Origin of the sequence: Streptomyces sp. NPDC049887, from assembly GCF_040656535.1 — a bacterium.
Taxonomy (GTDB): Bacteria; Actinomycetota; Actinomycetes; order Streptomycetales; family Streptomycetaceae; genus Streptomyces.
The window spans coordinates 44,412-56,529 of record NZ_JBFAMM010000027.1; the positions used below are offsets into that span (position 1 = coordinate 44,412).

Sequence of the window (12,118 nt, forward strand, 5' to 3'; positions counted from 1 at the left end):
TTCTCTGGTATGCGAAAGCCTAGACTGGGTAGTCAGTGAACAGTCGTACTCTGAGTTCTGTGCCCGCACGCGGGCCGTTCTCGGACCGACTCCGAGTCCATCACCGGAAGGAAGGTCGAGGAAGATGATCGCCCTCGTCGCCGCGGTCGCCTTACTGGGCGTCGTCCTGGGTGCCGTGGCCCACATCCCGCTGCCCGTGTCCACCGCGGCCGCCGCCGTCATCGGCGGATGGCTGCTCGTGTTCGCCGTGCGTGAGCGCCACGCGCGCCGGGCCGCCCGCTGACCCGAGGAGGGACCGCCGTGGAACTCACCTCACCCGCCCGCCGGTACACCGGCACGCGCGACGCCGACGGCATGGCCGTCGCGTCGTTCGTCCTCGGACTGGTCGGGCTGCTCGTGATGAACATCGTGCTCGGCCCCGTCGCCCTCGTCCTCGCCGGCCTCGCGCTGCGGCGCGGAACCGCCCGGCGCGGACGGGCCCTGCTGGGTCTGGCCCTCGGCGTCGCCGACCTCGTCGTCCTCGCCGTGCTCGTCGTCGGCGACGGCGTCGTCGTCTGGAGTCCGGTCGGCTGACCCGTCCGGGCCCCCGGGGCGGAAGCCGGGCTCCGGGCGGCTCGTAGAATCGTGTCCACCATGGCTTACCTCGACCACGCCGCGACCACTCCGATGCTTCCGGAGGCGATCGAGGCGATGACCGCCCAGCTCGCCGTCACCGGCAACGCCTCGTCGTTGCACGCAGCGGGCCGCAGGGCCCGCCGTACCGTCGAGGAGGCCCGCGAGACCCTCGCCGAGGCGCTCGGGGCGCGCCCCAGCGAGGTCGTCCTCACCTCGGGCGGCACCGAGGCCGACAACCTGGCCGTCAAGGGCCTCTACTGGGCCCGCCGTGCCGCCGACCCGCGCCGCACCCGCGTACTCGCCGGCCCGGTCGAGCACCACGCCGTCCTCGACGCCGTGCACTGGCTCGCCGAGCACGAGGGCGCGAACGTCGAGTACCTCCCCGTCGACAACCACGGCCGGGTGCACCCGGAGGCGTTGCGCGAGGCCCTCCAACGCGATCCCTCGGACGTGGCCCTCGCCACCGTGATGTGGGCCAACAACGAGATCGGCACCGTCATGCCGATCCGTGGACTCGCCGACGTCGCGGCCGAGTTCGGGGTACCACTGCACTCCGACGCGGTACAGGCCGTCGGGCAGCTCGACGTCGACTTCGCCGCCTCCGGCCTGGCCGCGATGACCGTCAGCGGCCACAAGATCGGCGGTCCCTACGGCATCGGCGCACTGCTGCTGGGCCGCGAGCACACGCCCGTGCCCGTGCTGCACGGCGGCGGCCAGGAACGCCATGTGCGCTCAGGGACGCTGGACGTCCCCGCCGTCGCCGCCTTCGCCGTGGCCGGCCGGCTCGCCGCCGAGCGCCGCGAGGACTTCGCACGTGAGATCGGCGCCCTGCGCGACCGGCTCGTCCGCGCCGTCCTCGACGCGGTGCCCGACGCGATCCTCGGGGGCGACCCGGTCGACCGGCTCCCGGCCAACGCCCACTTCACGTTCCCCGGCTGCGAGGGCGACTCGCTGCTGCTGCTCCTGGACGCCCAGGGCATCGAGTGCTCCACCGGCTCGGCCTGCACGGCGGGCGTCGCCCAGCCCAGCCACGTCCTCCTCGCCACCGGCACCGATCCGGACCTGGCCCGCGGAACGCTCCGTTTCAGCCTCGGCCACACCTCCACGGCGGGCGACGTCGAAGCCGTCGCCGAGGCGATCGGACCCGCCGTGGAGCGGGCCCGCACGGCGGGGCTCAGCTAGGCCGCGTTCGTCCCGTCGCGACGCCCGGCACGGCGACTCGCGGTGCCGCCGCATCGACCGAGCAGGCCGACCACGAGGTCGATCCGGCGCCTTGCGATCCTCGCCTCGGCCCGGAGGGCCTGGGGAGACCCCACGCACCGGACGCCGCTCCTCGACGGGTGGACCTCGCCGGACGCGGCACTAGCCGGCGACGGCCGGAGCGGCCAGTGCCTGCCGCACCATCGGCAGGTACCGGTCCCAGTCCCAGTGCGGGCCGGGGTCGGTGTGGTCGGTCCCGGGCACCTCGACGTGGCCGATGACGTGCTCCCGGTCCACGGGGATGCCGTACCGCCGGCAGATGCCGGCCGTCAGCCGCGCCGAAGAGGCGTACATCGCGTCAGTGAAGTCCTCGGGACGGTCGACGAAGCCCTCGTGCTCGATGCCTATGCTCCGCTCGTTCACGTGCCGGTTGCCCGCGTGGAAGGCGACGTCGAGTTCGCGGATCATCTGCGCGACCCGCCCGTCCTTGCCCACCACGTAGTGCGCGGCGGCGCCGTGTCCCGGGTCCTTGAACACCCTCAGGGCCGTCCGGTAGCTGCCCTGGACGACATGGATCACGATCCGGTCGATCGTGTAGTCGTCGGGCCGGTCTGCCCGACGCCAGTTCGCCCGGGAGGCCGCCGTCCACACCGCGCCCGCGTGGTCCAGCTCCCCCTCCACCCGCTTCTTCTCCATACCGGGCAGCCGCCACCACAGCCGCCTCAGCTCGTCCTGGGCCACCACACCCGCCCCGACCAGCGCCGCCCCGCCACCGATCAGCACGGCCCGCCTGCCGACACCGCGCTGTGCCTTCCTGCTGCCCATGCCACCCCTCTTCGCACCCGATCACCTCCCGAACGTCCACTCGCGGGCATTCGGTTCCCGGCGCCCCGTACCCTGATAGGGCTATGACTGAGACACGCCAGCGTCCCCTCCGCGTCCTCGCCGCCATGTCCGGCGGCGTGGACTCCGCCGTCGCCGCCGCACGGGCCGCAGAAGCGGGCCACGACGTGACCGGAGTGCATCTGGCGCTCTCGGCGAACCCGCAGTCCTTCCGCACCGGCGCGCGCGGCTGCTGCACCGTCGAGGACTCCCGCGACGCCCGCCGCGCCGCGGACGTCATCGGCATCCCCTTCTACGTCTGGGACCTCGCCGAGCGGTTCCGCGAGGACGTGGTCGAGGACTTCGTCGCGGAGTACGAGGCGGGCCGCACCCCCAACCCCTGCCTGCGCTGCAACGAGAAGATCAAGTTCGCGGCCCTGCTCGACAAGGCGCTCGCCCTGGGCTTCGACGCCGTGTGCACGGGCCACTACGCGACCGTCGTCGTGCGCGAGGACGGCGGCCGCGAACTGCACCGAGCCAGCGACATGGCCAAGGACCAGTCCTATGTGCTCGGCGTGCTCGACGAGCGGCAGCTCGCCCACGCGATGTTCCCGCTGGGCGACACCCTCACCACCAAGGACGAGATCCGAGCGGAGGCCGAGCGGCGCGGACTGGCCGTGGCCAAGAAGCCCGACAGCCACGACATCTGCTTCATCGCAGACGGCGACACCCAGGGCTTCCTCGCCGGGCGGCTCGGCCGGGCCGAGGGCGACATCGTCGACGAGTCCGGCGCCAAGCTGGGCACCCACGACGGCGCCTACGGCTTCACCATCGGCCAGCGCAAGGGCCTGCGCATCGGCCACCCCGCGCCCGACGGCAAGCCGCGCTACGTCCTGGACATCTCGCCGGTGAGCAACACGGTCACCGTGGGCCCGGCCGAGGCGCTGGAGGTCTCCGCGCTCACCGCGGTCAAGCCCCGCTGGTGCGGCACGGCGCCCGCCGGCCCCGGCACGTACACGGCGCAGCTGCGCGCCCACGGCGGCGAGACGGAGGTCTCGGCGGAGCTGGTGGACGGCGAGCTGCGGGTGGCGTTCACGCGACCCGTGCGCGGGGTCGCCCCCGGCCAGGCGATCGTGCTGTACGACGGCACGCGCGTGGTCGGATCGGCGACGATCGCGGCGACGACGCGCCGGCAGAGCCCCGTCACCGCCTGAGACCGCTCCGGAGCACCGGGGTGCCGGCACCGGAAGGGGGCCGGGCACGGGCGCGCGCGCACCGCGACCGGCGACACCGCGCCGGCGAAGCGCCCCGGGGCCGGGTGCCGCCGGGCCCTTCGCCGTACGCGGGCGGTTCCCGGCCATTTCCTCCCGGCCGCCGACCGCGTGGGCCGGGTGCCGGCGGCGGCCCGTACCGTGACCCCATGGACATCTGCGTCTTCCTCTCCGCCGCCGACCTCGACGACCGCTACACCGGCCCCGCCCGCGAGTTCGCCGAGCTGCTCGGCAAGGGCGGGCACACCCTGGTCTGGGGCGGATCCGACGTCGGTCTGATGAAGGTGGTCGCGGACGGGGTGCACGAGGCCGGCGGCCGCCTGGTCGGGGTCTCGGTGGAGTTCCTCCAGGACAAGGCCAGGCCGATCGCCGACGAGATGCTCGTCGCTCGGGACCTCGCCGAGCGGAAGGCCCTGCTCCTGGCCAGGTCCGACGCGGTCGTGATCATGGTGGGCGGCACGGGGACGCTGGACGAGGCCACGGAGATCCTGGAGTTGAAGAAGCACGGCCACACGGCGAAGCCGGTGGTGCTGCTCAACACGGCGGGTTTCTACGACGGGCTGAAGCAGCAGTTCCAGCGCATGGACGACGAGGGCTTCCTGCCGGTGCCCCTCACCGACCTGGTCTTCTTCGCCGAGGACGCGGTCAGCGCCCTCGCCTACCTCGAGGAAGGCGCGGGGGTGCAGTGATGCGAGCATTGCCGGTATGGCTACACATCTGATCACCGGAGCGGGCTCCGGCATCGGCGCGGCCGTCGCGCGCCGGCTGCACGAGCGCGGCGACGACCTGGTGCTGCTGGCCCGGGACGCCGGTCGCGCCCGGGAACTGGTCCGGGACTTCCCCGGCTCCCGCACCCTCGTCGGCGACCTCGCCACGCCCGACCGGCTGTCCTGGGCCTTCTCGCACCAGACGCTGCCCGAGCGCGTCGACTCGCTGCTGCACATCGCGGGCGTCGTGGACCTCGGCCGGGTCGCCGACCTCACGCCGAAGACCTGGCAGGCGCAGCTCAACGTGAACCTGGTCAGTCCGGCGGAGCTCACCCGGCTGCTGCTGCCCCAACTGCGCGTCTCCCGGGGCAAGGTGATCTTCGTCAACTCGGGTGCCGGGCTCAACGCCCATGCCGAGTGGGCCGCCTATGCCGCCTCCAAGCACGGTCTCAAGGCACTGGCCGACGCCCTGCGCCACGAGGAGGGGGAACACGGTGTCCGGGTCACGTCGGTGTACCCGGGCCGTACCGCGAGCCCCATGCAGGCGAAGGTGCACCAGCAGGAGGGCAAGGAGTACGACCCGTCGCGGTGGATCGACCCGGAGTCGGTCGCGACGACCGTCCTCACCGCCCTCGACCTCCCGCGCGACGCCGACATCCACGACCTCACCGTCCGGCCGGGGCGATGAGCGGCATCGTGTGGGGTCCCGCCACCGGGGTCGGTTCGCTGCCCGGAGGGGACGCGCGCGAGGCCGCGAGGACCGTGACCGGATCCTTCGAGGACTTTCCCCATCTGCCCGAACTGCCCGCCCGCGGCCCCGGCGCGGACATGATCGGCCGGACCGCGGGGCTCCTGGTGGAGCTGTACGCGCACGTGGAGCCGAGCGGCTGGCGGATGAGCGACCGGCCGGGCCGGGACACCCGCCGGGCCAGGTCGTGGCTCGGTGAGGACCTGGACGCGCTGGAGGAGTTCACCCAGGGCTACGAGGGCCCGCTCAAGGTCCAGGCCGTCGGGCCCTGGACGCTCGCGGCCGCTCTGGAGCTCAGGAACGGCGAGGCGGCCCTCGCCGATCCCGGCGCCTGCCGGGACCTCGCGGACTCGCTCGCCGAAGGCCTCCGCGGCCATCTCGCCGAGGTGCGGCGCCGGGTGCCGGGCGCCAGTCCGGTGCTGCAGCTGGACGAGCCGTCCCTCACGGCCGTGCTGCGCGGCCGGGTGCGGACCGCCAGCGGGTACCGGACCCACCGCGCCGTGGACCGGCAGCTCGCCGAGAGCACGTTGCGGGAGGTCGTGGGAGCGGCCGGGGTGCCGGTGGTGGTGCACTCCTGTGCTCCGGAGGTGCCGTTCGCCCTGCTGCGCCGGGCCGGAGCCGCCGGGATCTCGTTCGATTTCGCACTGCTCACCGAACGTGACGAGGAGTCGATCGGAGAGGCCGCCGAGGGCGGCACGAAGCTCTTCGCGGGAGTCGTGCCCTCCACCGACGGCCCATTGTCCGACCCTGCCGGTAGCGTCATGGGTGTCAGGACGCTGTGGCGCAGGCTGGGGCTGAATCCGGGGACTCTCGCCGAGTCCGTCGTGGTCACCCCGTCGTGCGGGCTCGCGGGCGCTTCGCCCGGCTATGCCCGTGCCGCCCTGGCGCACGGCGTCCGGGCGGCGAGATCGCTCGCGGACAACCCTGAGTGATGGACTGAGGGCTGAGGTAACGGGAGGACGTGACGGTGGCTGTCGAACAGCAGGGGCCGGTGCCGGCGGAGGCGCGGGACGAGCATGCCCGGCTGGCCGAGCAGATCGAGGAGCACCGCTTCCGGTACTACGTGAAGGACCAGCCGGTCGTCAGCGACGCCGAGTTCGACCGGCTGATGCGGTCCCTGGAGGCGCTGGAGGAGCAGTACCCGGAGCTGCGCACGCCCGACTCCCCGACCCAGAAGGTCTCGGTGGCGTACGAGACGGAGTTCACGGCGGTCGAGCACCGCGAGCGGATGCTCTCCCTCGACAACGCCTTCGACGAGGCGGAGCTCGCCGCGTGGGCGGACCGGGTCGCCAAGGAGGTCGGTACCTCCGCGCACCACTTCCTGTGCGAACTCAAGGTCGACGGCCTGGCTGTCAACCTGACCTACGAGAAGGGCCGGCTGGTCCGGGCCGCGACCCGGGGCGACGGCCGCACCGGCGAGGACATCACCCCCAACGTCCGGACGATCGGGGACGTTCCGGTCCGCCTGACGGGCGAGCGCGTACCCGATCTGGTGGAGATCCGGGGCGAGGTCTACTTCCCGATGGAGGCGTTCGAGGAGCTCAACGCCCGCCGGGTCGCGGCCGGTGAGCAGCCCTACGCCAACCCCCGCAACTCGGCGTCGGGTTCGCTGCGGCAGAAGGACCCCAAGGTCACGGCGACACTGCCGCTCCACATGGTGGTGCACGGCATCGGCGCGCGCGAGGGCCTGGAGATCGGCCGGCTCTCGGAGGCGTACGAGCTGCTGCACGAGTGGGGCCTGCCGACCGCCCGGCACTACAGGGTGGTGGGCTCCCTGGAAGAGGTCCGGGAGTTCATCGCGTACTACGGCGAGCACCGCCACTCCATGGAGCACGAGATCGACGGAGTGGTCGTCAAGCTGGACGAGATCCCGCTGCAGGGCAGGCTGGGCTCGACTTCGCGGGCACCCCGCTGGGCGATCGCCTGGAAGTACCCGCCGGAGGAGGTCAACACCAGACTGGTCGACATCCGCGTCGGTGTGGGTCGGACCGGCCGGGTCACCCCCTACGCCCAGGTGGAGCCGGTGACCGTCGCGGGCTCCGAGGTCGAGTTCGCGACGCTGCACAACCAGGACGTGGTGAAGGCCAAGGGTGTCCTGATCGGTGACACCGTCGTGCTGCGCAAGGCGGGCGATGTCATCCCGGAGATCCTGGGCCCGGTCGCCGACCTGCGGGACGGCACCGAGCGCGAGTTCGTGATGCCGTCCGAGTGCCCCGAGTGCGGCACGCCCCTGCGGCCGATGAAGGAGGGTGACGTCGATCTGCGCTGCCCCAACGCCCGGAGCTGCCCGGCCCAGTTGCGCGAACGACTGTTCTACCTCGCCGGCCGCAAGTCGCTCGATGTCGAGGCGTTCGGCTATGTGGCTGCGGCGGCCCTGACGAAGCCGCTGGAGCCCGCCGAGCCGCCGCTGGCCGACGAGGGCGACCTCTTCGACCTGACGGTCGAACAGCTGCTGCCCATCAAGGCGTATGTGCTGGACCAGGACAGCGGACTGCCCAAGCGCGACCCGAAGACCGGCGAGGAGAAGATCGTCACGGTCTTCGCCAATCAGCAGGGCGAGCCGAAGAAGAACACGCTGGCCATGCTGGAGAACATCGCGGCCGCCAAGGAGCGCCCGCTGGCCCGCATCCTCACCGGCCTCTCCATCCGCCATGTGGGCCCTGTCGCGGCCGAGGAGCTGGCCCGCGAGTTCCGTTCGATCGAGCGGATCGAACAGGCGTCACAGGAGGAGCTCGCGGCCGTCGAGGGCGTCGGGCCGACCATCGCCGCCTCGGTGAAGCAGTGGTTCGAGGAGGAGTGGCACCGTGAGATCCTCCGCAAGTGGCGTGCCGCGGGCGTCCGGATGGAGGAGGAGGGCTCCGGCGGGGACGAGGGGCCGCGTCCGCTCGAGGGCCTCACCGTCGTCGTCACCGGAACGCTCGAGAACCACACGAGAGATGGCGCAAAGGACGCGCTCCAGAGCCGTGGTGCGAAAGTGACGGGTTCCGTTTCGAAGAAGACCTCGTTCGTTGTGGTGGGTGACAACCCCGGATCGAAGTACGACAAGGCCATGCAGCTGAAGGTGCCCGTACTGGACGAGGACGGCTTCGCGGTCCTTCTCGAGCAGGGGCCGGAAGCGGCCCGCGAGTTGGCCGCGCCGGTCGAGGAATAGTACGACCGTGCGGACCAACTCCCCGCCAGGATCACTCGTTCGGCGCATATCAGATGGATAAGGGTGGCCGGGTCGCATTCGGGCAAGAGCTGTAGAGCGCTGCCCGTCGGAGCCCCCGGCGGCCTACTGTTGAGGCATGCGCCTGTCGTGCACGGCCGCGTGGTGAGGTTCCGGCCGTGGTCGCATGACACGGAAGCCACCACGTGGCATCGGCACCGCCGGCTGTGAGAGGGACGGGAATGAAACCGACCGAGAGCGCCGCCCCGGTCTCACGGCCGCGTGGTTTCGCGGGACTCGCGTTCGTCGCGGGCATCGCCTCGACGCTGCCGTTCGTCGTCGTCGGAATCGCCTTACTCACCCTGGCGACCGGGCTCTTCGGCGCTCTCAGGGATGGGCACCGGCTCTTCCCCGGGGGCACCGAGGGCTGGTCCCTCGCCGTGCTGACCGGCATCATCGTCGGCCACCTGGTCGCCCTCGGGCGCGACCGCTGGTGGGGCGGCACCGGCTCCGGCGCCGCCCTGACCCTCGCGGTGCTGCTGCTGTACGGCTGGGTGCCGGCGGGCATGGTCAGCCTCGCCCTGGTGGCGCTGGTCGGCGCCGCGCGGCGACACCGCTGGCGGCAGGGCGTCCTGCACGGCGCGGTGGACATCCTGGGCATCGGAGCGGCCGCGCTCGTCCTCGCCGCGTTCGGCGAGACACCCACCGTCGAACACCCGTGGCAGCCCCTGCAGTGGGGACCGGAGGCGGTCCCCGAGGTGGTGCTCGCCGCGGCCGCGTACCTCGCCGCCACCAGGGTGCTGCTCTGGTACGCCCTGGCACCCCAGAGCAGCGGACTGCCCACCGTCGCCCGGACCGCCCTGCTGCGGCAGGGGCTCGTCGCGGTCGCCCTGCTCGGCATCGCCCCGCTGATCTGCGTCGTCGCGACGGCCCTGCCCATCGTGCTGCCGCTGTTCGCGGTGCCGCTGATCGCACTCGACTCCACGCTGTGGATCGCCCGAGCCCGCGCCGAGGAGCAGCTGCGCGACCCGCTCACCAAACTCCCCAACCGCCAGTGGCTGCTGGAGCGCACCTGGACCGCGCTGGAGGAGGCCGAGGGGGTCGGAGCGCGTTCAGCCCTCGTCCTGATCGACCTCGACCGGTTCCGCTCGGTCAACGACACACTCGGTCATCTCGCGGGCGACAGGCTGCTGCTCCAGATCGCCGAGCGGCTGAAGCTCGCACTGCCGCGCGGAGCGGAGGCCGCGCGGCTGGGCGGCGACGAGTTCGCCGTGCTGCTGCCCACGACCGACTCCACCACCAGCGCCCAGCGGGTCGCCCGCCACCTCGTGGGCCAGTTGTCCTCGCCCCTCGACCTGGACGGGCTCACGCTGGTCCTGGAGGCCAGTGCCGGCCTCGCCGTCTTCCCCGACCACGCCCTGGACGCCGAGGGGCTGCTCCGGCGCGCGGACGTGGCCATGTACCAGGCGAAGCGCGACCGAACCGGCGTCGAGGTGTACGAGTCCAAGCGCGACTCGAACACCCCGGACCGTCTCGGGCTGCTCGGCGATCTGCGCCGGGCGCTGGACGCGGGCGAGGTGGAGCTCCACTACCAGCCGAAGGTGCGCTTCGACGGGCATGTCGCGGGGCTGGAGGCGCTGGTGCGCTGGGTGCACCCGGACCGCGGACGGGTCCCTCCCGACGAGTTCATCGCCATCGCCGAGTCGTCGGGGCTGATGCCCCATCTGACCGAGTACGTGCTGGAGTCCGCGCTGGGACAGGTCGCCGAGTGGCGCTCCCAGGGCCTCGAGGTCCCGGTGGCCGTCAATGTGTCACCGCGCGACGTCCACACGCCTGGCTTCGCCGGCTCCGTCGCCGCCCGGCTGGCCCGGCACGGCGTTCCGGCGGGCGCGCTGCAGCTGGAGATCACGGAGCATGTGCTGCTGGAGGACCCGCAGCGGGCCGGGGACACCCTCGCGGCGCTCACGGGCCACGGGGTGAAGATGTCGCTGGACGACTTCGGCACGGGCTACTCGTCCCTGGTCCATCTGCGCCGGCTGCCCGTGAGCGAGCTCAAGATCGACCGGTCCTTCGTCGCCCGGCTGGCGATCGACGCGGAGGACGCGGAGATCGTCCGCTGCACTGTCGACCTCGCCCACTCCCTCGGACTGCTCGTGGTCGCCGAGGGCGTCGAGGACGACGAGACCTGGGAGCGGCTGCGCGACCTGGGCTGCGACGCGGTGCAGGGCTGGCTGGTCGCGGCGGCCATGCCGCCGCAGGAGACCACGGCCTGGCTGCTTGCCCGGGGCGAGCACGGCTGGCGCCGTCCGGTGGGCGAGCTCCCAGCCGCCGCTCCCTCGGAGGTGGACCGCCCGTCGGGCCTGGTGAACTAGGGCGTGTCGCCAAGGTCCCTCCTGGTCCGCTACGCCCGGCATGCACTCCCCGTAGCCCTTCGGCGCGGGAGGTACCCCCACGCCGTGTTGGCGGAGTCATCCCCGTAGGTCCAGCACGAAGATGATCCTCCGCCTTGCGATCCCGCCCGGTGGGCGGACGGAGCTGCTTTCGCAAGACGCCCCGTTCGTTCCGGGTCGGCGGTTCCGTCCGAATGCGGGTGAGGCGGTGGGGGTCTGGGTCTCGGCTCGGACGTGGGGGGCCGGTGTTGCGGCCGCGACCCGTCCGAGATCCGGGCGCGGACGTCCTTCTCCGGCCCGTACGGATCCGTGGACGCGTCCGTCGGCAGCGACTCACCTCCCGCCCTGCGTGCGTCCGTACCGCGACCGCCACGAGGCCCTTGCGCCGCTCAGCTTCGGCGCGCGGAACATCCCGTAAATTCCGACGGCGCCCGCGATGGCACCCCCTACGACACCAGGGAGGTAGGTGTGGGCCTCGGACGTGTCCTGGACGACGTACAGGCCGGTGAACACACGGCGGACCTCGAGCCGGTCCCCGGGCCGTGCTTCCGTGGCTTGTGTCTCGGCATGTCCGTCGGTGATCCGGTCGTCCGCCGAGACAAAGGTCCCCCGGCAGTCGGTGGTGGTGCCCCCTCTGGCGCCTGGGCGCTCTTCACAGTGCTCCACGGTGAGGGTGCCCCGCACACCGGTGACGCCGACAGCGGCTCCGCCTTCGGAGATTCCCAGCGCGGTCCACAGGAGTCCGACAACTGCGAGCGCTGCAAAGAGCACTCTGGCGAGAACGCGCGAGGCGCGGTGCCGGGACCGCCTGGCCCGGGGGTCGGTCATGCCGTGTCCTGTCTGCAACGGGGAACGGGGAATTGGGAACGGGGAACGGGGGGACGGGGGAATGCGGCGAAGCGTGGGCAGCCGTCCGGCCGGAAATGCCGGAACCGGGCAACCGGGCCTTCGGTGCCACTCCGCTGTGGTGGCGAGCGCGCCGCTGAAGGCATCGTCGCATCGATCACCAGGGAGGCACACTGCCTGGGCAAGGCAACAGTGAGCGGTGCGACGTGCCATCCACCGGCAGTGGCAGGAGCGTCTCGTCAACGGTGGATCCGATGCTCTGGAGACGCCTGCCCGAGCCGAGGGCGGATCGATGAGCGTCCCGCCTCGACGGTGTTCCGCCCGGCGGTCCTGGCCGGTCCTGGCACCCCGGGTCGGGTGTCGTCTCCCAG

General features: G+C 72.3%; 11 protein-coding genes. 9 read left to right on the top strand and 2 right to left on the bottom strand.

Going from position 1 to position 12,118, the window contains the following annotated elements:
* Positions 1–124 precede the first annotated feature (124 nt).
* From AB0J10_RS27250 to AB0J10_RS27260, 3 genes are read left to right on the top strand one after another with little or no spacing between them, the layout of a single operon-like run.
* The gene (locus AB0J10_RS27250) at positions 125–283 is read left to right on the top strand and encodes a hypothetical protein (protein WP_363065112.1); all 159 of its coding nucleotides are present in this window, start codon (positions 125–127) and stop codon (positions 281–283) included.
* A gap of 17 nt (positions 284–300) precedes the next feature.
* Complete coding sequence (locus AB0J10_RS27255) at positions 301–573, top strand: DUF4190 domain-containing protein (protein ID WP_363065113.1); 273 nt, start codon at positions 301–303, stop codon at positions 571–573.
* Between the two features lie 60 nt (positions 574–633).
* Positions 634–1,797, top strand: coding sequence for a cysteine desulfurase family protein (locus AB0J10_RS27260; protein ID WP_363065114.1), 1,164 nt, complete (start codon positions 634–636; stop codon positions 1,795–1,797).
* A gap of 180 nt (positions 1,798–1,977) precedes the next feature.
* Here AB0J10_RS27260 and AB0J10_RS27265 read toward each other — a convergent pair whose 3' ends face one another.
* Positions 1,978–2,640: an N-acetylmuramoyl-L-alanine amidase gene (locus AB0J10_RS27265; RefSeq protein ID WP_363065115.1), complete on the bottom strand. Its 663-nt coding sequence runs from the start codon at positions 2,638–2,640 to the stop codon at positions 1,978–1,980.
* Between the two features lie 83 nt (positions 2,641–2,723).
* Between AB0J10_RS27265 and mnmA the strand changes: the two genes are divergently transcribed.
* The 6 genes from mnmA to AB0J10_RS27295 all read left to right on the top strand — a co-directional run bounded on the left by mnmA (position 2,724) and on the right by AB0J10_RS27295 (position 10,883).
* A complete protein-coding gene (mnmA, locus tag AB0J10_RS27270; protein WP_363065116.1) occupies positions 2,724–3,851 on the top strand; it encodes a tRNA 2-thiouridine(34) synthase MnmA in 1,128 nt (375 codons plus the stop codon).
* 206 nt (positions 3,852–4,057) lie between these two features.
* A complete protein-coding gene (locus tag AB0J10_RS27275) occupies positions 4,058–4,597 on the top strand; it encodes a TIGR00730 family Rossman fold protein (RefSeq protein ID WP_363065117.1) in 540 nt (179 codons plus the stop codon).
* A gap of 16 nt (positions 4,598–4,613) precedes the next feature.
* Complete coding sequence (locus AB0J10_RS27280) at positions 4,614–5,303, top strand: SDR family oxidoreductase (protein ID WP_363065118.1); 690 nt, start codon at positions 4,614–4,616, stop codon at positions 5,301–5,303.
* Positions 5,300–6,295, top strand: a complete 996-nt coding sequence (locus tag AB0J10_RS27285) for a methionine synthase (RefSeq protein WP_363065119.1) — start codon at positions 5,300–5,302, stop codon at positions 6,293–6,295. The genes AB0J10_RS27280 and AB0J10_RS27285 overlap by 4 nt, the downstream gene beginning before the upstream one ends.
* A gap of 35 nt (positions 6,296–6,330) precedes the next feature.
* The gene (ligA, locus tag AB0J10_RS27290) at positions 6,331–8,514 is read left to right on the top strand and encodes an NAD-dependent DNA ligase LigA (RefSeq protein ID WP_363065120.1); all 2,184 of its coding nucleotides are present in this window, start codon (positions 6,331–6,333) and stop codon (positions 8,512–8,514) included.
* Between the two features lie 239 nt (positions 8,515–8,753).
* Positions 8,754–10,883 carry an EAL domain-containing protein gene (locus AB0J10_RS27295; protein WP_363065121.1) on the top strand — a complete coding sequence of 710 codons (2,130 nt, stop codon included), beginning with the start codon at positions 8,754–8,756 and terminating at the stop codon, positions 10,881–10,883.
* 351 nt (positions 10,884–11,234) lie between these two features.
* On the opposite strand, the gene AB0J10_RS27300 is transcribed toward AB0J10_RS27295, so the two are convergent.
* Entirely contained in the window at positions 11,235–11,729 is a 495-nt protein-coding gene (locus AB0J10_RS27300) for a hypothetical protein (RefSeq protein ID WP_363065122.1), read from the bottom strand.
* Between the last annotated feature and the right edge of the window lie 389 nt (positions 11,730–12,118).

Coding starts and splice junctions, on each gene's coding strand:
- AB0J10_RS27265 (WP_363065115.1), bottom strand. CDS start 2,640: ATGGGCAGCAGGAAGGCACAGCGCGGTGTCGGCAGGCGGGCCGTGCTG.
- AB0J10_RS27250 (WP_363065112.1), top strand. CDS start 125: ATGATCGCCCTCGTCGCCGCGGTCGCCTTACTGGGCGTCGTCCTGGGT.
- AB0J10_RS27280 (WP_363065118.1), top strand. CDS start 4,614: ATGGCTACACATCTGATCACCGGAGCGGGCTCCGGCATCGGCGCGGCC.
- AB0J10_RS27295 (WP_363065121.1), top strand. CDS start 8,754: ATGAAACCGACCGAGAGCGCCGCCCCGGTCTCACGGCCGCGTGGTTTC.
- AB0J10_RS27300 (WP_363065122.1), bottom strand. CDS start 11,729: ATGACCGACCCCCGGGCCAGGCGGTCCCGGCACCGCGCCTCGCGCGTT.
- mnmA (WP_363065116.1), top strand. CDS start 2,724: ATGACTGAGACACGCCAGCGTCCCCTCCGCGTCCTCGCCGCCATGTCC.
- AB0J10_RS27260 (WP_363065114.1), top strand. CDS start 634: ATGGCTTACCTCGACCACGCCGCGACCACTCCGATGCTTCCGGAGGCG.
- AB0J10_RS27285 (WP_363065119.1), top strand. CDS start 5,300: ATGAGCGGCATCGTGTGGGGTCCCGCCACCGGGGTCGGTTCGCTGCCC.
- AB0J10_RS27275 (WP_363065117.1), top strand. CDS start 4,058: ATGGACATCTGCGTCTTCCTCTCCGCCGCCGACCTCGACGACCGCTAC.